Source organism: Mesorhizobium sp. M1329, assembly GCF_040318035.1.
Taxonomy (GTDB): Bacteria; Pseudomonadota; Alphaproteobacteria; order Rhizobiales; family Rhizobiaceae; genus Mesorhizobium.
Genome location: NZ_JAMYLN010000032.1, coordinates 16059 through 34276, shown reverse-complemented (window position 1 = coordinate 34276; position 18218 = coordinate 16059). Strand labels below are relative to the sequence as shown.

The window sequence follows — 18218 nt, the reverse complement described above, 5'->3', positions numbered from 1 at the left end:
CTAAGCAGATTTGCGCCGAGCGGCTTTGGACTTGGCGCCCTTTGCCGGGCGTCCGGTCTTTGCCGGCGCACCGGCTTCCGACGAAAGGCTCTTCTTCAATGCATCGAAGAGATTGACGACGTTGGAGGGCCGTGGTTCCGCCTTGGTCTTCGGTGCCTTCTTGCCGGCCTTCTTGGCGCGGACCAGCTCGATCAGGGCGTTTTCGTATTTGTCCTCGAATTCGAAAGGATCGAACTTTGCCTGTTTCTCATCGACGATGTGTTCGGCCAGCCTGATCATCTCGGCGTCGGTCTTCACCGGCTTGATGTCGCCGAACACGATCTCGGGCCTGCGAACCGTATCGCCATAGCGCAGCGTCGTCAGCAGCAGACCCTTGCCCGACGGCTCGATGACCACCGGACGTTCGCGGCGATAGAGCACAATGCGGGCTAGCCCCGCCGTCTTCTTGGCGGCCATGGCGTCGCGGATGACGGCGAAGGCCTCTTCCGAGACCTCGTCAGCAGGCGTCACATAATAGGGCGTATCGAGATAGATCTGCTGGATCGAGGATTTTTCGATGAACCCATCGAGGCTCATCGTATGCGAGGATTCGATCTGCACGGCTTCGATCTCCTCCTCCTCGATTTGGACGAAGTCGCCGTCGCCGATCTCGTAGCCCTTGATCTCGTCGCCTTCATCGAGCGGCTTGCCGCTTGCCGAATCGACATAGACGCGCTTGACGGTATTGCCGGTCTTGCGGTTGAGCACGCGGAACGAGACTTTCTCGGCCTGGGTGACGACATTGGTCAGTTCGACGGCGCAAGTGACCAGCGAAAGCTTGAGATACCCTCTCCAGGCGGGGCGCGGCGCCATGACAAACTCCCTGCGCGACAACGTTCAACCGAGAACGGGCAAAGTCCGTTCCGGTTCCGGCGGCGCAAAAGGCAAGTCCGGGGTTTCGGCCCAGCCTTGCCTTGAACTCAATTCTCTATCGCTGCCCTACTCGGCGGCTTGCAGGTTGATCTTGCTTTCCGCCATCTCGGTAAGCTTGCGGTCGGTCGCCTGTTCCTCCTTGAGATTGTTGGCCAGCACATTGGCGCAGTCGGTGCGGCCCAGTTGCTTGGCCCAGGCAATCAAGGTGCCGTAACGGGTCATTTCATAATGCTCGACCGCCTGGGCCGAGGCGATCAGCGCAGCGTCGAGGACCTCCTTGTCGGCGATGTCGCCGCTGACGTCGTCGGCCTCTTCGAGAATGCCGTCGATGGCCGGGCAGTCGACCTGCTTGGCCTTCACACCGTGCAGTTCGAAGACCTGCTCGACACGCTGGATATGACCCTTGGTCTGGGCGAGATGTTTCTCAAAGCCGGCTTTCAGCTGCGGATCACTCGCCTTGTCGATCATCTTCGGCAGCGATTTCTCGATCTGTTTTTCAGCGTAATAGATGTCGCGCAGCGTGTGCACGAACAGGTCATCGAGTGTTTTGATATCCTTCGAAAAGAAGCCCATGGCCTTTGCCTTTCCATTGCTCTTGCAGTTTCGGATTTTTGGCTGCGGCCCAACCCGAGCACCACAGCCTGCGGAACCGGTTCGTCCCGGCACTGGGAAATCAACGTGCGGCTGACGGGCGGGTTCCTGGTTTTCCGGCCGCGTGCACGGAAATTTCGCGGTCCAGTAAGAACCTGAAACAAAACCGCGCTTCTGCGACATTCAGGCGAAACATATGTGATGCAAAAGTCACACTGGACGAAATGCCGACGGACTGCATGGAAACACCGCGAATCAGCCGCATTCCAGCCATGAACAAAGGCATTTTCGACCAGAGATTAACATCGCGTTCACCGACTATTCACGCCTGGACGCTATGATCCCCGCAATTCGGAAGGGACATCCGAAACGGGACAGGGACCGAGTAAAATGAGCTTCTGGAATCAAATCGCCGGCTATGCCGCCGCCATCCGCGAATTCGTCGCGCCGACCTATCGACCCGAGCGCTATTACATGCGCGGCCCAGGCCCCGCCTGCGCGCGCCGTGGCAACACGCTTGGGATCGGCGTGCACTGATGATGAGCATGGAGAGCCGTCACGACAGCCGTATCTGCCGGCCTGACGCCGACAATCGGTCGACGACCTATCGCGCCGAGCGCCCTGCGCTGACCGACAGACGGCGTGCGACACCGCCAAGCCTCTAGCATTCCGGGCCTTGATCCAGCCGCCGGCAGGCCTAGTGTCGCCTGACACCAGCTGCCGGGCGCCCCGTGATCGTCAAGCCTAACCATTCTCCTGAGCCGCCAGAATTCGAATCGAGTCGCCCGTTGATCGTGTTCGACGGTATTTGCGTGTTGTGCTCGGGCTTTGTGCGCATGGTGGTGAAGCTCGACCGCAAGGGCCGCTTCCATTTCGTAACGGCGCAGTCGCGCTTCGGCGAAATGCTGTTCAAGAAATACGGGCTGCGGACGGATCGCTACGAGACCAATCTCGTCATCGTCGATGGCGCCGCTTTCACCCGCCTGGACAGTTTCGTTGCCGTCATGGCCGAACTCGGCTGGCCGTGGCGAGCGGCGCGGGTCCTGCTGCTGTTGCCGCGCCCGCTTCGCGACTGGCTCTACGACCGCATCGCAAAGAACCGCTACGCGCTGTTCGGCAAGAAGGACAATTGTGAAATCCCTTCCGCCGAGGTGAGGGCAAGATTGATCGGCTAGGCTCACTGCCGTGGCCGGGAGCGGGGCGGGGCATTTTGGGGAACTGCGGATGAAGGTTCTTGTCGTCGGCGGCTATGGCACCTTTGGCGGTCGCACCGTCGAGCTTTTGGAGGGCGAGCCGCGTCTGATCCTCTTCGTCGCCGGGCGCTCGCTCGCCAAGGCTAACGCATATTGCAAGAAGCGCGCCCCGGCAGCAGCCCGGCTGGTGCCGGCACTGTTCGACCGTGACGGCGATCTTGCCGCGCAACTCGCCGCATTTGAGCCCGATATTGTAGTCGACGCGAGCGGTCCGTTCCAGGCCTATGGCGAGGGACGCTACCGCTGATCGAGGCCTGCATCGCCCGGCGCATCAACTATCTCGATCTAGCCGACGGCTCAGATTTCGTCGCCGGTGTCTCTGCGTTCGACGAGGCTGCGCGAAACGCCGGCGTCTTCGTGCTGTCCGGCGTCTCGAGCTTTCCGGTGCTGACGGCGGCGGTGGTGCGCCGCCTGTCTTCGGACCTGACGCGGGTCGACGGCATTCGCGGCGGCATCGCGCCTTCCGCTTCCATGTCGAGATCTCGCATCCGCTTGCCGGCATGATCGCCCGCTACCGCGGCTGGCTGGAGCCCTCCGGCCCGCACGGCTCCAGCGAGATCGTGTCGCCTGCCAGCTTAGCCAGTTCGCGGCAGTCCTGCACCGTGCACAGCGTCCAGCCCTGACCCGTGGCGCCCGAGGCGGCGAGCACGAGGCGCCGCTGTGGCCCGAGCTTGGGCGCATAAACCCACCAGCCGTTTCTCAGCACCGAGCCTTGCGGCGGCTCCATCCCGGCGCCCGATCCCTTGATGCGGGCCTCGACGAGTTCCAGGCCGGACGGCAGCACCTTCCAGTCTTCCTGCCACTGGGTCTTCTCCACCGAATGCACCCAGGACAGCGTGAAGGCAGCGACCGCGAGCGTCACCGTCTTGCCGGCCGCGACGATGCAGAGGCTCATGCCGAGTTGGCCAGCGAAGCCTGTCGCGCGCGCCAGCAGTGCCAGCCGATCCAGGCAAGAGACAGCGCCCAGCCCGCCTCGTCGGTGAGCGGCAGTGCAGCAACCAGCAGCACGCCGGCGGCGAAGGCGACGAGGCGTTCCCACCAGGCCATGCGCCGGGCGAGAAATCCGACGGCGGCGGCGCCCCACAGGACGATACCCATGCAGGCTTTGATGACGATATAGGCGACCTCGACGGGATAGCCGAACTGGGCGGCGATCGGGCCGGGATCCTGCAGCATCAGCGCCGGGGTATAGACCGCCATGAACGGCACAACGAAGCCGGCAATGGCAAGCTTGGTGGCCTGGATGCCGATCTTGAGGCCGCTTTCCTTGGCCATGGGTGCGGCGGCGAAGGCGGCCAGCGCCACAGGCGGGGTGAGATCGGCCATTATGCCGAAATAGAAGACGAACATATGGCTGACCACCAACGGCACGCCGAGCGACAGCAGCGCTGGCCCGGCCAGCGACGAAGTGATGATGTAGTTGGGAATGGTCGGTATGCCCATGCCGAGCACCAGGCAGGTGAGCATGGTCAAAAGCAGCGACAGGAACAGATTGTTCTCGCCGATCGAGATGATCCAGCCGATGAAGGTCGAGGCGATGCCGGTAAGCGTCAGCGTGCCGATCACGATGCCGACAATGGCGCAGGCAATGCCGACCGGCAGCGCGTTCTTTGCTCCCTCGGCGAGGGAATCCACGCATATGCGCAGCGTCTCGCGCCCGCCTTTGAAAGTGAGGCAGGCGACGACCAGCACGGCGATGACCAGGCTGAGGATGTTGACGCCGAATTTCATGAAGGAAGCCGCGGCAAGCCCGAGCGCCAGCCAGAAGACGACGCGGAAGGCGAGCGGCCCGATCGATGCCGCAAGCGGCGTGCCGAGGATAAGCACAATGGTCAACGCCAGGCCCATGGTGCCGGCGAACACCGGTGTGTAGCCGGCAAACAGCAGGTAGATCAGTGCTGCGAGCGGCAGTACCAGCGGCCAATGTTGTCTCACCGCATCCCACGGATTGGGCAGGTCGGCCTTGGCCATTCCGTGCAGGCCGGCCTTGCCGGCTTCCAGGTGCACCTGCCAGAAACAGGCGCCGAAATAGAGCAGCGCCGGAATGATCGCCGCCTTGACAACCGCGGCATAGGGGATGTTCAGGGTCTCGGCCATGATAAAGGCAACCGCTCCCATCACCGGCGGCATGATCTGGCCGCCCATCGACGAGGTCGCCTCGACGGCGCCGGCGAAGGCCGAGCGGAAGCCGAAGCGCTTCATCAGCGGGATGGTGAACTGGCCGCTGGCCACCACATTGGCGACGCCGGAGCCGGAAATGGTGCCCATCAGCGCCGAGGACAGCACACAGACCTGCGCCGGGCCGCCGCGCCATGAGCCGACCAGGCCAAGCGCAAAATCGTTGAACAGCGCGATCATGCCGGCGCGCTCAAGAAAGGCGGCGAAAACGACGAAGATGAAGATGTAGGCGGCCGAGACATAGATCGGCGTACCGTAAATGCCTTCGGTGCCATAGGCGAAGGTGTCGACGAGCTGGGCGAAATCATAGCCGCGATGGATGAAAGGCGGCGGCAAATGATTGCCGACAAAGCAATAGGCAAGGAAGATGAAGGCGATGACCGCGAGCGGCAGACCCATCAGCCGGCGAGCCGCTTCGAAGACCAGCACGACCAGCACCGCGCCGACGATCAGGTCGGGTGTGGTGAGGAAGCCGGAGCGGCGGATGAGGTCGGCATAGAACACCCAATTGTAGAGGCCGGTGCCGAAGCCGAGCACGCCGAACGTCCAGAACAATGCTTTCGCCGGGCCGCTTTTGGCGCGCAGATTGGCGATTAGGGCAAAGCCGAGCAGCAGCAGGAAGCCGACATGCATGGCGCGTACGACCTGGCTCGGCAGGCTGCCATAGGCGGCGATGTAGATCTGGAAGATGGAGAAGGCGATGGCGATAAAAAAAGCCACCTTGCCGGCGATGCCTTCGCCGAAGCCCGGCGGCAATCCTTCGACAGGAGCTTCCGCTGTGGGGGAAAGAACGGTCGGGGTTGCGGTCATTGGCGGGTTCCTGGCGGGGCGCGCTCCAGCGAAGCGAGGCGGGTGGGGTCGGTGCGGCAGTGCGCGGCCTCAACCGACCGTACCCATCCATCCGCCTGCGGCAGCTGTCCACCTTCTCCTCAAAGGGGGATGGCTCCTTACTTCACCAATCCCTTTTCCTTGTAATACCTCTCGGCGCCTGGATGCAGCGGCACCGGCATGCCGTCGAGCGCCTTGGCCGGGTCGATCGCCTTGGCGGCGGCGTGGGCAGCGGTCAGCTGGTCGAGATGCTCGAACAGCAATTTGGTCATCTGGTAGGCGGTCTCGTCGGAGACATCGGCGCTGGTGATCAGGAAATTTCCGACGGCGGCGGTCGCGACATCCTCGGTCTGGCCCTCATAGGTGCCCTTGGGGATGACCACGGACAGATAGGGCGAGCCGATCTTGGCGACGTCCTCCGCCGGCACGGCAACGATGTTCACCGGCACCGAGGTGGCGAGATCACGGATCGACGCGACCCCAAGGCCGGCCGACTGCAGCGTGGCGTCGAGCTGGCGGTTCTTGATCAGCTCCACCGATTCGGCGAAGGGCAGATATTCGATCCGCCCGAGGTCTTCGTATTTCAGCCCGGCAGCGGCGAAAATGGTGCGGGCGTTGAGCTCGGTGCCTGAGGCCGGCGCGCCGACCGAAAGGCTCTTGCCCTTGAGATCGGCGAGCGTCTTGATGCCCGACTCCTTGCTGGCGACGATCTGGATGTAATTGGGATAGATGGCGGCAATGCCGCGCAGCTTGTCGAGCTTGCCTGGGAAGCCTGCTTCGGTGTTGCCTTCGGCGGCCAGCTTGACGGAATCGCCGAGCGCAAAGGCGATCTCGCCCTTGCCCTGCTGCAGCAGGTTGAGGTTTTCGACCGACGCTTTCGTTGCTTGCACCTGGGTGCGCGCGCCTTCGATGCCCTTGCCGTAGATTTCCGATAGCGCGACGCCGAGCGGATAGTAGACGCCGGACGTGCCGCCGGTCAGCACGTTGATGAATTCCTGTGCCTTGGCCGATACCGCGCCAAGGCCAAGCGACAGCGACAGCACGCCGGCTGCAACAAATTTCGTCCTGAAATTGAGCATGCGATTTCCTCCCTGAAAATTCGCCGCCGTGCCCTCCTCTGCGGCACGAAGCGAGGCGAGTTTAGACAGCGGGCGGGAAATGCCAACCCGCAATAGCAGCGATTAGACGAACGGCTAAGCAGTGCCCCAGCATATCGGCGCTTGCGCGAGGTCGCATCGCGGCCGAAAGATTTTTCCTGCGCCTGTCGAAATCGGCCAGGGCCGCGCGACATACGTCCGGCTCGCAACAATGCGGCCTTCCAAAAACGGGAGAAGACCATGCGCTATATGCTTTTGATCTACGGAAACGAAGCGGGGATGGCAGCCGCGCCGGCAGACGCGGTGACACAGATGTCGAGCGCCTATGTCGCCTACACCGAAGCATTGAAGAAATCCGGCGCCTGGCTCGCCGGCGACCGGCTGAAGCCGACCCAAGCCGCCACCTCGGTGCGGATGGCCAATGGCAAGACCAACGTGCTCGACGGCCCCTATGCCGACACCAAGGAGCAGCTTGCCGGCTTCTATATGATCGAAGCGGAGGACGCCGACGCCGCCATTGCCTGGGCGGCGCGCTGCCCGGGCGCCAGCACAGGCACGGTAGAGGTGCGGCCGATCTGGGAACTCACCATGTGATGCCGGAATTGCCCGATACTGCGCGGGCGGCGGCGGAAGCCGCCGCCCGGCAAAGCTACGGCAAGCTGGTCGCCTATCTCGCCGCGCGCACACGCGACGTGGCCGCTGCCGAGGACGCCTTGGCCGATGCCTTTGCAGCGGCGCTCGAGCGTTGGCCACAGGCGGGCGTGCCCGACAAGCCGGAAGCCTGGCTGCTGGCAGTGGCACGCAAGCGCCGCGTCGACGCTGTCAGACGGCGGCTGACAAGCGAGGCGGCCCGCGACCACCTTAGGCTGATCGCCGAGGAGATGGAGGCACGCGTGGCCGACGAAGACCTGCCGGACGAGCGGCTCAGGCTGATGTTTGCCTGTGCCCATCCGGCAATCGAGGCCGGCGTGCGAGCACCGCTGATCCTGCAGACGGTCCTGGGCTTCGACGCAGCGACCATCGCCTCGGCTTTTCTTGTCTCGCCAGCCACGATGAGCCAGCGCCTAGTGCGCGCCAAAATGCGAATTCGCGAGACAGGCATTCCGTTCCGCGTGCCGGAGCGGGCCGAGCTCGGCGAGCGGCTGGGCACCGTTCTGGAAGCAATCTACGCGGCGTTTGCCGAAGGTTGGTCCGACCCGGCCGGCACCGAAACGCGGCGCCGCAATCTCGCGACCGAAGGCATCTGGCTCGGCCGGCTGGTCGCCTCGCTGATGCCGGATGAGCCGGAAGCACTCGGCCTGCTGGCGCTGATGCTGTTCGCCGAGGCGCGGCGTGCAGCCCGGCGCAATGCGGCGGGTGACTATGTGCCGCTGGCCGAGCAGGATCTTGCATTGTGGGACGACACCCTGATCGATGAAGCGGAGGCGCTGCTCGGGCGCGCGGCCGCCAAGGGCGTTGTCGGCCGCTATCAGCTCGAGGCCGCCGTGCAGTCTGCGCATACGACGCGGCGGCTGACCGGTTGTACCGACTGGGTCGCGATCAAGGAGCTCTACGACGCGCTGTCGGTGATTGCCGGTTCGCCGGTGGTGTCGATCAACCGTGCAGTGGCGATTGCCGAGGCCGAAGGTGCTTCGGCAGGATTAGGCGCGCTTGATCAACTCAGCGGCGACAAGCGGCTGTATGACTATCAACCTTACTGGGCCGCCCGCGCGGGCCTGCTGGCCAGACTCGGCAAAGTTCCGCAAGCGAGCGAGGCCTATGACCGGGCTATCGGCCTCGAACGCGATCCGGCCGTGCGCCGGTTCCTGCAGGAACGACGGGCAGGGCTCGGCCATGCGGAAAGACACTGAGACAAGGCGGAGTGCTTAGGCCGGCCACATGTCGTGGGAAGCATTCAGCCTCTTTATCACCCGATGTTCCCGCAAATTGGCCCAAAGGCGTTCGATATTCGGCCAAGCGGTTGGAACCGTCGCGACCTCCGGATGCCAGGCCACCAACATGACGAGATAGATGTCGGCCAGCGAGAGCCGGTCGCCGGCCAGCCAGTCCCGGCCTTCGAGGGCAGCATCGAGAATGGCGAAGCTGCGATCCATTTCCGAGACCGCCGCCTGTTTGACGGCGTCCACGCCGCCGGCGTCGGCCGTGTAGCGATCAGCGTAGAAGAACCGCAGGTTGGCTGGATAAATGACGGAGGACATGAAAAACATCCAGCGCAGGAAGTCGGCACGGTCAGGTGTGTTCGCTGCCGGCGCTAAAGCTGCTTCCGGGTGGCGTTCGGCGAGCAGAATGCAGATTGCCGCCGACTCGGTCATCGAGCGTCCGTCCGGCAAGACCAGCACCGGCACCTGGTTCAAGGGGCTGATGTCTAAAAAGGCCTGGTCGAGTCGGCCCTTCGGAACGTCGATCCGGTCGAAAGGCACACCTGCCAAAGCGAGCGCCGCCTCGACGACAAAGCCGCCGGTATTGGCACGTGTATAGAGCTTGTACATGAAGTCCTCCGCCAGGCAGCGACGATTTGATACGGAAGTGACCCGCCGCTCAAAGCGAACGACGCCCGCCACAGGTGGTTTTCAGCGGTCCACGCCGAAGCGTTGATACAGAACGTTTGATGCCGGAGGGCATCGCGAAGGATCGCTACGAACCGGTCAAAAACGCTCGTGTCTAAGCGCCCAATCCCTCAAACAGGATCGTCGAGAGATAGCGCTCGGCGAAGGAGGGGATGACGACGACGAGGTTCTTGCCCTTGTTCTCGGGCCGCGAGCCGACGACGATCGCCGCTTGCAGGGCGGCACCCGACGAGATGCCGACCGGCACACCTTCGAGCCGAGCGACGAGCCGTGCATTGGCAACCGAATCCTCGTTCGAGACCTTGACGATCTCGTCATATATCGTCGTGTCGAGGATTTTTGGCGCGAAGCCGGCGCCAATGCCCTGGATCTTGTGCGGGCCTGGCTGGCCGCCCGACAGCACCGGCGAGGCTTCCGGTTCGACGGCGACGATATGCACCGAGGGCTTGCGCTTCTTCAGCACCTGGCCGACGCCGGTGATGGTGCCGCCGGTTCCGATGCCGGCAACGAAGATATCGACTTCGCCATGGGTGTCGTTCCAGATTTCCTCGGCCGTGGTGCGGCGATGGATTTCCGGATTGGCCGGGTTTTCGAATTGCTGCGGAATGACAGCGTCGGGCAGCGTTGCCGCCAGCTCGTCCGCCTTGGCGATGGCGCCCTTCATGCCTTTCGGCCCTTCGGTCAGCACCAGTTCGGCACCGAGCAGCGCCAGCATCTTGCGGCGTTCGACGGACATGGTTTCCGGCATGGTCAGGATCAGCTTGTAGCCCTTGGCGGCGGCGGCAAAGGCGAGCGCGATGCCGGTATTGCCCGAGGTCGGCTCGATCAGGGTGGTCTTGCCGGGCGTGATCCTGCCCGAAGCCTCCAACGCCTCGATCATCGAAACGCCGATTCGGTCCTTGACCGAGGCGATCGGGTTGAAGAATTCGAGCTTGGCCAGCAGATTGGCGACGACACCCTTCTCCCTGGCGAATTTGTCAAGCCGCACCAGCGGCGTGTCACCGATCGTCTCGGTGATCGAATTGTAGATGCGGCCGCGGCCGGGCACGTGCGTGGGGGTGGCGGGCTTGTTCATTGATTTTCCTCCCAAAGGTCAAGCGGCAAGAGTCGGGCGGGCATAGGATAGAGCCATCCACCGCGCAAGATAGGCTGTCGATCGAAAAATATCCCGAGTGAAGGTCGTGCTGAATACCCCCGCCCTGCAACGCGTGGCAATCGTTGGGCGGATTGGCGAAAGAGATCTATTGGCGGGCGGCAATTGCCGCCGCCGCACCGACCATGAAGCCGGCGGCGGTGCGGTTGAGTGCCCTCAGCGCCCGCGGCGACTTCAGGAACCATCGCGCCTTGGCCGCCAGCGCCAGATAGGGCACCAGCACCACGAGCAGGACGACGATCGTGATCGCGACGAGGATGCCGTAATCGGCCAGCGTGATCATCTTCAGATCGACGATGGTCGGGGTGATGGCGAGATAGAAGATCATCGTCTTCGGATTGCCGAGCGTGACCGCGAGGCCGGCTACGAAGCTGGATGCCAAGCCGCCCTTGCCTTTCTTCGCCTCTACCGTCTCCGGCGTGATACCGCTCGTCCAGAAACGCCAGCCAAGAAAAGCGAGGTAGGCGACGCCCAGCCATTTGATGGCCAGGAAGACCATGCCGAAGGTTTGTGCGACGAAAGCCAGGCCGAGCACCACGGCAGTGAGATAGGTCAGGTCGCCGAGCATCAGCCCGAACGACATGGCCAGCGACGAGCGGAAGCCGGAACCCAGCGCACGCGCAACAAGCGCGGTGACGCCTGGGCCGGGGATGGCTGCGGCGATGCCGAGGGCGGCGCTATAGGCGAGGAACCCGGTGAGTGTCATGATTCGCGCTTGTCGCACAATGTTGAGGTTGGGTGAATTCCCTCGGCTCGGATTCGATTGCGCCAGCGCAGCAGGCGCCACCGCCGTTCAGGAGCGGCCGTCTTCGTAGGTAACGCGCCAGATGGTGCCGTTGCCGTCCTCGGTGACGATCAGCGAGCCGTCCTTGGCAATCGCGACACCGACCGGGCGGCCCCAGACGGCGTCGTTCGAGACGACGAAGCCGGTCATGAAGTCCTCATATTCGCCGGTCGGCTTGCCATCCCTGAATTTGAGCCTCACCACCTTGTAGCCGGTCCTGGCGCCACGGTTCCACGAACCATGCATGGTGACGAAAGCGTCACCCTGGTAGTCCGCCGGGAAGTTCTTGCCGTCGTAGAAGGCTATGTTCATCGGCGCCGAATGCGCCTGCATCAGTACATCGGGGACAGTGGCCTTGCCGGCGAGGTCTGGCCGCTCGCCCTGATGGCGCGGATCCTCGTTGTTGCCGATGTAGTACCAAGGCCAACCATAGAATCCGCCGTCCTTGACCGCAGTTGCAAATTCGAACGGCACGTTGTCGCCGAGTTCGTCGCGCTCGTTGACCACGCACCACAATGCGCCGGTGGCGGGCTGCACGGTCATGCCCGTACAGTTGCGCAGGCCGGTGGCGACCGTTCGGGGGTTTTTCCCATCCGGATCGAAGGCGAGCACGTCGGCACGGCCGTCCTCGGAGCCCCAGGCCGCCCCGAGCGGCTTTGATTTGGCCCAGGCGTCGAGGCCGCTATCCGGCTCCTTGCCTATGTCCTCGGCGACGTTCGAGGCGGAGCCAACCGACAAATAAAGCGTTTTGCCGTCCTGCGAGAAGGCGATGTCGCGGGTCGTGTGACCGCCCGACGGGATTTTGGCGACAATGGTTTCTGGTTTGCCGGATGTCTTAAGGTCGCCGTCACGATAGGGGAAGCGGACGATGCTGTCGCTGTTGGCGACATAAACCCATTGCGGTTTGTCTCCTGGCGGATAGAAGGCGATGCCGTAGGGATAATTGAGCCCCTTGGCGAAGATCGCTTTCTCGATGGGCTTGGCGCTGCCCTCGGCGAGACGATAGACGCGTATTTGGTCGGCATGGCTGTTGGCAACAAACAGGTCGCCATTCGGAGCGACGCGCACGACACGTGGATTGACGATGCCGGATGCGATCATTTCAGCCGAAAAGCCCGGCGGCAATTCTGGCTTGGCGCTTTCGGGCCGTTCCGCCACGCCGGCGCCGTTCGAAGCGGATTGGGCGGGGTCGGCTGCCGGCATGTCTTGCGGCCCGATCAGGCGGCGGACGCCAGGCCTGTCGGCGTGCCAATCGCCGAACGCGGCTTCGCCTTTGAGCACATTTTGGTCCGCCTGCTGGGCGGCTGCCGGTGTCGCAACAAGGAGGGCAGCGGCAACGGCCGCAAAGCCGCCAGATCGGATCATCAACGTCCTCCGGGATTCGCCTCGAACAGGGCAAACGGCATCCGGCATTGATCGTTCCAAACGGTCGTCGAGCACACGAGGATTTGAAGCCGAACCCGTTCAGTTGCCAGAGGCGTAAAAGTCGTCGTCGAGGCGCTTTTCCAGCGCGACCAGATCGGCAGGCAGCGGCAGGCCCATGGCCCGCATCTCTTGCAGCTTCTCACGCAACTGCTCTTGCACCTCGTGCTGATCCTCTGGCTGGTTGATCATTTCTTCGAGCAGCAGACTGATCTGGGCCTTGAACGATTCCAGCGCCATTCTTTTCTCCTCCTTGCGGCAGGCCCGCGGCGGCTCTAGCTCAGCATGCGCGAAATCAGCTGCGCGGTATAGTCGACCATCGGTACTATGCGCGCATAATTCAGCCGCGTCGGCCCGATGACGCCGAGCGCACCGACGACGCGCGCGTCCTTGTCGCGATAGGGTGCCACCACCAGCGAGGAGCCAGACAGCGAAAACAGCTTGTTTTCCGAACCGATGAATATGCGCACGCCCGGGCCTTCCTCGGCGAGGTCGAGAAGCTGGATCAGCCCATCCTGCGTCTCCAGATCCTCGAACAGATGCCGCAGCAACTCTATGTCGGCCTGGGCAGTGACGTTTTCCAGGAGATTGGCGCGGCCGCGCACGATAAGCCGCCCAGGCACGCCGCTTTCAGCGCCTGCCCAGACCGCCAGGCCCTTCTCGACCAGATCCTGCGACAGCGTGTCGAGGGCTGCCCTGGTCTCTTCCTTGATGCGGGCGATCTCGACCCGCGCCTCGGCCAGGGTGCGGCCGCGGATATGGGCGTTGAGGAAGTTGGAGGCTTCGTGCAATTGCGAGATGGTGATGCCGGCGGGCAGATCGATGACGCGATTTTCGACGTCGCCGTTCTGCGAGACCAGCACGGCCAGCGCCTTGGTCGGCTCGAGCTGGATGAATTCGATGTGCTTAAGCGCCACCTCATTCTTGGCGGCGAGCACGAGGCCGGCGCCGCGCGACATGCCGGACAGCATCTGGCTGGCCTCGGTCAGCATATGCTCCAGCGTCGCGCCCGAGCCGGAGGCGCGCACCTGCGCCTCGATGGTGCGGCGCTCCTCGTCGGAGAGGTCACCAAGTTCCATGAAAGCATCGACGAAGAAGCGCAGGCCTGCCTGGGTCGGCAGCCGGCCAGCCGAAATGTGCGGCGCATAGATCAGGCCGAGATGCTCAAGGTCGCTCATCACATTGCGGATGGTGGCCGGCGACAGCGACGACGGCAGGATGCGCGACAGGCTGCGCGAACCGACGGGTTCGCCATCCCTCAAATAGGAATCGACGATGCGCCGGAAGATGTCGCGCGAACGCATGTCGAGCGATTGAAGCGCGGGCGATTGCAGCGCGTGCGACGGGAGCACGTGCGACTGCAAACCGGGATCGACTGCCTTTGTCATTTCGAGCCAAAACCTCCGCCCCGAAGATATAGACTTCCGCGGCGGCGGCGCAACCGGTCCATTTTCCTTTGCGCCTCACGCCCCGTGCGGCTACAAGCCGGCCAAGATTCCCCGGCCAAGATTCCGAAGAAAGAAAGAAGCCTGAATGCGCCCTTCCAAACGCCAATTCGACGAAATGCGCCCCATCTCCTTCGAGCGCGGCGTCTCCAAGCATGCGGAAGGCTCGTGCCTGGTGAAGTTCGGCGACACGCATGTGCTGTGTACGGCCAGCCTGGAGGAAAAGGTGCCGGGCTGGATGCGCAATTCCGGCAAGGGCTGGGTGACGGCGGAATACGGCATGCTGCCGCGTTCGACCGGCGAGCGCATGCGCCGCGAGGCTTCGGCCGGCAAACAAGGCGGCCGCACGCTGGAGATCCAGCGGCTGATCGGCCGCTCCCTGCGCGCCGTGGTCGACCTGCAGGCGCTCGGCGAGCAGCAGATCACCGTCGACTGCGACGTGATCCAGGCCGACGGCGGCACGCGCACCGCTTCGATCACCGGCGGCTGGGTGGCGCTCTACGACTGCCTGCGCTGGATGGAAGCCCGCCAGATGGCGAGCCTGGGCAAGGTGCTGAAGGATCACGTCGCAGCGATCTCCTGCGGCATCCATGATGGCCAGCCGGTCATCGATCTCGACTACATCGAGGATTCCTCGGCCGGCACCGACGCCAATTTCGTCATGACCGGCAAGGGCGGCATCGTCGAGATCCAAGGCACGGCCGAGGGCGAGCCGTTCTCGGAAGAGCAGTTCGCGGCGTTGATGGGGCTCGCCAAGAAAGGTATTCAGCGCCTGGTCAGCTTGCAGCAAATGGCGGTGGCTTAGCTGCAGTCAATATTGATGAGATTGGCGATCCTGTGACTCCTTCCGCAATCCTGGAATCAGCACTCTACGTGACGGACCTTGCTGCCGCGGAACGGTTCTATTCGGGCGTGCTCGGGCTCGATCTGCTCGGCAAGGTCGATGGCAGGCATCTCTTCTTCCGCTGCGGCGACGGCGTGCTGCTTATCTTCAATGCCGAGGCGACCAAAGTGCCGCCGCCGGCCGACGCCAAGCTCAAAGTACCGCCGCATGGCGCGGTCGGCGAGGGCCATCTTTGCTTCGCCGCAAGCGCGGCTGAAATCCCACGCTGGAAAGCGCATCTTGAGGCGAAAAAAATCGCCATCGAAAGCGAGTTCGAATGGCCGCAGGGCGGCTGCTCGATCTATATTCGCGACCCGTCGGGCAATTCGATCGAATTCGCCGAGCCAAGAATCTGGGGCATCTGATGCATTCGCCAACTGTTCACTCGCTTAATGGGCATAAGATCGTCGTCGCCAGCCATAACGCCGGCAAATTGCGGGAATTCGCCGATCTGATGGCGCCATTCGGCATAGAAGCGAAGTCCGCAAAGGAATACGGCTTGCCGGAGCCGGACGAGACCGGCACCACTTTCGAGCAGAACGCCCTCATAAAAGCCTTGGATGCCGCCAAGGCCACTGGATTGCCGGCGCTGTCGGACGATTCCGGCCTGTGTGTCGATGCGCTCGACGGCGCACCCGGCGTCTACACCGCCAACTGGGCTGAGACGCCGGACGGCTCCCGCGACTTCGGCATGGCCATGCAGCGCACGGAAGTGGCCTTGCAAGAAGTTGGCGCGATGACGCCTGCCCAGCGCAAGGGCCGCTTTGTCGCGGTCATCTGCCTGGTCTTTCCCGATGGCCAGGCGGAATATTTTCGCGGTGAGGTCGACGGCACGCTGGTATGGCCGCCACGCGGCGAGCTCGGCTTCGGCTACGATCCGGTGTTCTTGCCCAACGGGTTCGAAAAGACCTTCGGCGAGATGAGCGCGGAGGAAAAGCATGGCTGGAGGCCCGGCCAGCCAACCGCATTGTCGCACCGTGCCCGCGCCTTCCAGAAATTCGCCCAAGCCCGATTGGCCGCCGCATGACCATGCTGCTCGACCGCAGCCCGGGTTTCGGCGTCTACGTCCACTGGCCGTTCTGCGCGGCCAAATGCCCCTATTGCGACTTCAACAGCCATGTCCGCCACCAGCCGGTCGACCAGGAGCGTTTTGCCCGCGCCTTCGAGACCGAGCTGGCGACGATGCGCGGCCGCACCGGGCCGCGCGAGGTGACCAGCATCTTTCTCGGCGGCGGCACGCCATCGCTGATGAAGCCGCAGACCGTGGCGGCGGTGCTGGATGCCGTGGCGAAGAACTGGACGGTGCCAGATGGCATCGAGGTGACGCTGGAGGCCAATCCTTCCTCGGTCGAGGCCGAGCGCTTTCGCGGCTATCGCGCGGCCGGCGTCAACCGGGTGTCGCTTGGCGTGCAGGCGCTGAACGACAAGGATCTGCGCTTTCTCGGCCGTTTGCACAATGTCGATGAGGCCCTGCATGCGATCAGCCTGGCGCGCGAGATATTCCCACGGCTGTCGTTCGACCTGATCTACGCGCGACCCGGCCAGACGCCTGAGGCGTGGCAGACGGAGCTCGAGCAGGCGATCGGCCACGCCGCAGACCATCTGTCGCTCTATCAGCTGACCATCGAGGAAGGCACGCCGTTCCATGCACTGCATGCGGCAAGGAAATTAATCATTCCAGACAATGAGCTTGCCGCCGACCTCTATGCGCTTACGCAGGAGATCACCGCCGCACACGGATTGCCGGCCTACGAGATTTCCAACCACGCCAGGCCCGGCGCCGAAAGCCGGCACAATCTCACCTATTGGCGCTATGGCGAATATGTCGGCGTCGGTCCCGGTGCGCATGGCCGCTTCGTCGAGAGCGGGCGGCGCGTGGTGACGATCGCCGAGAAAATGCCGGAGACCTGGGCCAATCTGGTCGAGGCCAAGGGCCATGGGGTTACCGGCGGCGAGATCCTGACGCGGTCCGAAGAGGCCGACGAGTTCCTGCTGATGGGGCTGAGGCTGGCGGAAGGCATCGACCTTTCCCGCTACGAGGCATTTTCAGGGCGCGGCCTGTCGACCGCACGGCTGTCGGTGTTGCAGGACGAAGGCCTGGTGGCGCCAATCGGCAATGCCCGCCTGCGCGCCACGCCGGCCGGCATGATCGTGCTCGATGCGGTCGTGGCGGATTTGGCCAGATAGCACGTTGAAGAACGTTCTCTTCATCTGCAGCCAGAATCGCTTGCGCAGCCCGACGGCGGAGCAGGTGTTTTCCAAGTGGCGGGACATCGAGGTCGCTTCGGCCGGCACTAATCACGATGCCGACGTTCCGTTGACGCATGAACTCGTCGCCTGGGCCGACATCATCTTCGTGATGGAAAGAACGCACCGCGCCAAACTGCAGCAGAAATTCAAGACAAGCCTGAAAAAGGCTCGAGTAATCTGCCTCGATATTCCCGACGACTATGCATTCATGGACCCGGCTCTGGTGGGCCTGCTGGAGGCGCGTGTCTCGAAGTATCTGGGTTGAATGATACATCGCGGGGCATCGCAACCGCGCTTCGAGAACTGTCTCGACCAATCACTAAGCTTTGCGGGGTCAAGCCTCGTGCTTGTGGCGGTGTTTGGCGCGATCTTTTTCGCTGGTCTCTCCGGAACGGGCCGGCTTGATCTCGCTTTTGTCACGCGAGGCATGGTGCTGGTCGTCTGTGGAATGTGATGCTGCACCATCGCGGGCGCTTTTTGTTTCGAGGCGGGTGATGAAAATGTCGAAGCGATTGGGCATCGTCCGGTCAGTGCTCCGTCGTGCTGTCGGTTTCGGTTGCGGGCTTGCTCTCGGCCGATCTCTGGCGTGCAAGCGGCTTCTTGGCTCTGCCATCTGCGGCTTCGGCTGGCCGGCCCTTGTCGCATGGCGCGGCGAAGCGCTTGCGGCCGGCATAGTAGGGTTCGAAAACGTCCTGTATCGTCAGGCTGTCCATCCTGCTCCTCCCGAGATCAGGGGTAAAATTCGCCGGCAACGGTTTCGTTCCCTACTATGGCGAAGGCATGGCGGCCGGTTCACATCGGCATCCCTTTTGGAACCCCGGCCGTTGCAACCCAGACTTTTGCAACCAAGCGTGA

24 protein-coding genes are annotated in these 18218 nt (G+C 63.3%); 11 read left to right on the top strand and 13 right to left on the bottom strand.

Going from position 1 to position 18218, the window contains the following annotated elements; genetic code table 11:
- Together ku and NKH21_RS26150 are read right to left on the bottom strand one after the other, a co-directional pair.
- Complete coding sequence (ku, locus tag NKH21_RS26155) at positions 1–852, bottom strand: non-homologous end joining protein Ku (RefSeq protein WP_352868424.1); 852 nt, start codon at positions 850–852, stop codon at positions 1–3.
- A gap of 126 nt (positions 853–978) precedes the next feature.
- Positions 979–1485, bottom strand: a complete 507-nt coding sequence (locus tag NKH21_RS26150; protein WP_352868421.1) for a YciE/YciF ferroxidase family protein — start codon at positions 1483–1485, stop codon at positions 979–981.
- Positions 1486–1893: 408 nt separating this feature from the next.
- On the opposite strand from NKH21_RS26150, the gene NKH21_RS26145 reads away from it, so the two are divergent.
- The 4 genes from NKH21_RS26145 (at position 1894) to NKH21_RS26130 (ending at position 3379) form a co-directional block, all read left to right on the top strand.
- The gene (locus NKH21_RS26145) at positions 1894–2040 is read left to right on the top strand and encodes a hypothetical protein (RefSeq protein ID WP_352491190.1); all 147 of its coding nucleotides are present in this window, start codon (positions 1894–1896) and stop codon (positions 2038–2040) included.
- Positions 2041–2297: 257 nt separating this feature from the next.
- The gene (locus NKH21_RS26140; protein WP_352868501.1) at positions 2298–2678 is read left to right on the top strand and encodes a thiol-disulfide oxidoreductase DCC family protein; all 381 of its coding nucleotides are present in this window, start codon (positions 2298–2300) and stop codon (positions 2676–2678) included.
- A gap of 49 nt (positions 2679–2727) precedes the next feature.
- Positions 2728–3003 carry a Rossmann-fold NAD(P)-binding domain-containing protein gene (locus NKH21_RS26135; RefSeq protein WP_352868419.1) on the top strand — a complete coding sequence of 92 codons (276 nt, stop codon included), beginning with the start codon at positions 2728–2730 and terminating at the stop codon, positions 3001–3003.
- Entirely contained in the window at positions 2981–3379 is a 399-nt protein-coding gene (locus NKH21_RS26130) for a DUF4166 domain-containing protein (protein ID WP_352868416.1), read from the top strand. Before NKH21_RS26135 ends, NKH21_RS26130 begins: the two co-directional genes overlap by 23 nt.
- Here NKH21_RS26130 and NKH21_RS26125 read toward each other — a convergent pair.
- From NKH21_RS26125 to NKH21_RS26115, 3 genes are all read right to left on the bottom strand, one after another.
- A complete protein-coding gene (locus NKH21_RS26125) occupies positions 3268–3651 on the bottom strand; it encodes a DUF1850 domain-containing protein (protein WP_352868413.1) in 384 nt (127 codons plus the stop codon). The genes NKH21_RS26130 and NKH21_RS26125 overlap by 112 nt on opposite strands.
- The gene (locus tag NKH21_RS26120) at positions 3648–5744 is read right to left on the bottom strand and encodes a TRAP transporter permease (protein WP_352868410.1); all 2097 of its coding nucleotides are present in this window, start codon (positions 5742–5744) and stop codon (positions 3648–3650) included. Before NKH21_RS26120 ends, NKH21_RS26125 begins: the two co-directional genes overlap by 4 nt.
- 137 nt (positions 5745–5881) lie before the next feature.
- Positions 5882–6841, bottom strand: a complete 960-nt coding sequence (locus NKH21_RS26115; protein WP_352665185.1) for a TAXI family TRAP transporter solute-binding subunit — start codon at positions 6839–6841, stop codon at positions 5882–5884.
- A gap of 258 nt (positions 6842–7099) precedes the next feature.
- Here NKH21_RS26115 and NKH21_RS26110 point away from each other — a divergent pair, with 258 nt between their 5' ends.
- Positions 7100–7453 (top strand): YciI family protein, encoded by a 354-nt coding sequence (locus tag NKH21_RS26110; protein WP_352868407.1) that lies wholly within the window; start codon positions 7100–7102, stop codon positions 7451–7453.
- On the top strand, positions 7453–8709 hold the full coding sequence (locus NKH21_RS26105; RefSeq protein WP_352868404.1) for an RNA polymerase sigma factor: 1257 nt from the start codon (positions 7453–7455) through the stop codon (positions 8707–8709). The genes NKH21_RS26110 and NKH21_RS26105 overlap by 1 nt, the downstream gene beginning before the upstream one ends.
- 15 nt (positions 8710–8724) lie before the next feature.
- On the opposite strand, the gene NKH21_RS26100 is transcribed toward NKH21_RS26105, so the two are convergent.
- The 6 genes from NKH21_RS26100 to hrcA form a co-directional block, all read right to left on the bottom strand.
- Positions 8725–9348 (bottom strand): glutathione S-transferase family protein, encoded by a 624-nt coding sequence (locus tag NKH21_RS26100; protein ID WP_352868498.1) that lies wholly within the window; start codon positions 9346–9348, stop codon positions 8725–8727.
- A 172-nt stretch (positions 9349–9520) separates the two neighbouring features.
- Positions 9521–10501, bottom strand: a complete 981-nt coding sequence (gene cysK, locus NKH21_RS26095; RefSeq protein ID WP_352868402.1) for a cysteine synthase A — start codon at positions 10499–10501, stop codon at positions 9521–9523.
- Between the two features lie 166 nt (positions 10502–10667).
- Positions 10668–11285, bottom strand: a complete 618-nt coding sequence (locus NKH21_RS26090) for a LysE family translocator (RefSeq protein WP_352868400.1) — start codon at positions 11283–11285, stop codon at positions 10668–10670.
- A gap of 87 nt (positions 11286–11372) precedes the next feature.
- A complete protein-coding gene (locus NKH21_RS26085) occupies positions 11373–12728 on the bottom strand; it encodes a PQQ-dependent sugar dehydrogenase (protein ID WP_352868398.1) in 1356 nt (451 codons plus the stop codon).
- Positions 12729–12827: 99 nt separating this feature from the next.
- Entirely contained in the window at positions 12828–13025 is a 198-nt protein-coding gene (locus NKH21_RS26080) for a hypothetical protein (RefSeq protein WP_023678983.1), read from the bottom strand.
- Positions 13026–13060: 35 nt separating this feature from the next.
- Positions 13061–14173, bottom strand: a complete 1113-nt coding sequence (gene hrcA, locus NKH21_RS26075; protein ID WP_473553980.1) for a heat-inducible transcriptional repressor HrcA — start codon at positions 14171–14173, stop codon at positions 13061–13063.
- Positions 14174–14318: 145 nt separating this feature from the next.
- Here hrcA and rph point away from each other — a divergent pair, with 145 nt between their 5' ends.
- From rph to NKH21_RS26050, 5 genes are read left to right on the top strand one after another with little or no spacing between them, the layout of a single operon-like run.
- Positions 14319–15035, top strand: coding sequence for a ribonuclease PH (gene rph, locus NKH21_RS26070; RefSeq protein ID WP_254818003.1), 717 nt, complete (start codon positions 14319–14321; stop codon positions 15033–15035).
- Positions 15036–15067: 32 nt separating this feature from the next.
- Complete coding sequence (locus NKH21_RS26065; RefSeq protein ID WP_352868394.1) at positions 15068–15478, top strand: VOC family protein; 411 nt, start codon at positions 15068–15070, stop codon at positions 15476–15478.
- Positions 15478–16140 carry an RdgB/HAM1 family non-canonical purine NTP pyrophosphatase gene (gene rdgB, locus NKH21_RS26060; RefSeq protein WP_352868391.1) on the top strand — a complete coding sequence of 221 codons (663 nt, stop codon included), beginning with the start codon at positions 15478–15480 and terminating at the stop codon, positions 16138–16140. The genes NKH21_RS26065 and rdgB overlap by 1 nt, the downstream gene beginning before the upstream one ends.
- Positions 16137–17300, top strand: coding sequence for a radical SAM family heme chaperone HemW (gene hemW / locus NKH21_RS26055; RefSeq protein ID WP_352868388.1), 1164 nt, complete (start codon positions 16137–16139; stop codon positions 17298–17300). The genes rdgB and hemW overlap by 4 nt, the downstream gene beginning before the upstream one ends.
- A gap of 4 nt (positions 17301–17304) precedes the next feature.
- Positions 17305–17628 carry a low molecular weight protein tyrosine phosphatase family protein gene (locus tag NKH21_RS26050; protein ID WP_352868385.1) on the top strand — a complete coding sequence of 108 codons (324 nt, stop codon included), beginning with the start codon at positions 17305–17307 and terminating at the stop codon, positions 17626–17628.
- Positions 17629–17697: 69 nt separating this feature from the next.
- Here NKH21_RS26050 and NKH21_RS26045 read toward each other — a convergent pair whose 3' ends face one another.
- Complete coding sequence (locus NKH21_RS26045) at positions 17698–17883, bottom strand: hypothetical protein (RefSeq protein ID WP_023678976.1); 186 nt, start codon at positions 17881–17883, stop codon at positions 17698–17700.
- Positions 17884–17890: 7 nt separating this feature from the next.
- The gene (locus tag NKH21_RS26040; RefSeq protein WP_352868382.1) at positions 17891–18076 is read right to left on the bottom strand and encodes a hypothetical protein; all 186 of its coding nucleotides are present in this window, start codon (positions 18074–18076) and stop codon (positions 17891–17893) included.
- Positions 18077–18218 lie beyond the last annotated feature (142 nt).

Coding starts and splice junctions, on each gene's coding strand:
- hrcA (WP_473553980.1), bottom strand. CDS start 14,173: ATGACAAAGGCAGTCGATCCCGGTTTGCAGTCGCACGTGCTCCCGTCG.
- ku (WP_352868424.1), bottom strand. CDS start 852: ATGGCGCCGCGCCCCGCCTGGAGAGGGTATCTCAAGCTTTCGCTGGTC.
- NKH21_RS26085 (WP_352868398.1), bottom strand. CDS start 12,728: ATGATCCGATCTGGCGGCTTTGCGGCCGTTGCCGCTGCCCTCCTTGTT.
- NKH21_RS26090 (WP_352868400.1), bottom strand. CDS start 11,285: ATGACACTCACCGGGTTCCTCGCCTATAGCGCCGCCCTCGGCATCGCC.
- cysK (WP_352868402.1), bottom strand. CDS start 10,501: ATGAACAAGCCCGCCACCCCCACGCACGTGCCCGGCCGCGGCCGCATC.
- NKH21_RS26045 (WP_023678976.1), bottom strand. CDS start 17,883: ATGCCCAATCGCTTCGACATTTTCATCACCCGCCTCGAAACAAAAAGC.
- NKH21_RS26145 (WP_352491190.1), top strand. CDS start 1,894: ATGAGCTTCTGGAATCAAATCGCCGGCTATGCCGCCGCCATCCGCGAA.
- NKH21_RS26115 (WP_352665185.1), bottom strand. CDS start 6,841: ATGCTCAATTTCAGGACGAAATTTGTTGCAGCCGGCGTGCTGTCGCTG.
- NKH21_RS26110 (WP_352868407.1), top strand. CDS start 7,100: ATGCGCTATATGCTTTTGATCTACGGAAACGAAGCGGGGATGGCAGCC.
- rdgB (WP_352868391.1), top strand. CDS start 15,478: ATGCATTCGCCAACTGTTCACTCGCTTAATGGGCATAAGATCGTCGTC.
- NKH21_RS26135 (WP_352868419.1), top strand. CDS start 2,728: ATGAAGGTTCTTGTCGTCGGCGGCTATGGCACCTTTGGCGGTCGCACC.
- NKH21_RS26120 (WP_352868410.1), bottom strand. CDS start 5,744: ATGACCGCAACCCCGACCGTTCTTTCCCCCACAGCGGAAGCTCCTGTC.
- NKH21_RS26105 (WP_352868404.1), top strand. CDS start 7,453: ATGCCGGAATTGCCCGATACTGCGCGGGCGGCGGCGGAAGCCGCCGCC.
- rph (WP_254818003.1), top strand. CDS start 14,319: ATGCGCCCTTCCAAACGCCAATTCGACGAAATGCGCCCCATCTCCTTC.
- NKH21_RS26100 (WP_352868498.1), bottom strand. CDS start 9,348: ATGTACAAGCTCTATACACGTGCCAATACCGGCGGCTTTGTCGTCGAG.
- NKH21_RS26125 (WP_352868413.1), bottom strand. CDS start 3,651: ATGAGCCTCTGCATCGTCGCGGCCGGCAAGACGGTGACGCTCGCGGTC.
- hemW (WP_352868388.1), top strand. CDS start 16,137: ATGACCATGCTGCTCGACCGCAGCCCGGGTTTCGGCGTCTACGTCCAC.
- NKH21_RS26130 (WP_352868416.1), top strand. CDS start 2,981: ATGGCGAGGGACGCTACCGCTGATCGAGGCCTGCATCGCCCGGCGCAT.
- NKH21_RS26040 (WP_352868382.1), bottom strand. CDS start 18,076: ATGGACAGCCTGACGATACAGGACGTTTTCGAACCCTACTATGCCGGC.
- NKH21_RS26150 (WP_352868421.1), bottom strand. CDS start 1,485: ATGGGCTTCTTTTCGAAGGATATCAAAACACTCGATGACCTGTTCGTG.
- NKH21_RS26080 (WP_023678983.1), bottom strand. CDS start 13,025: ATGGCGCTGGAATCGTTCAAGGCCCAGATCAGTCTGCTGCTCGAAGAA.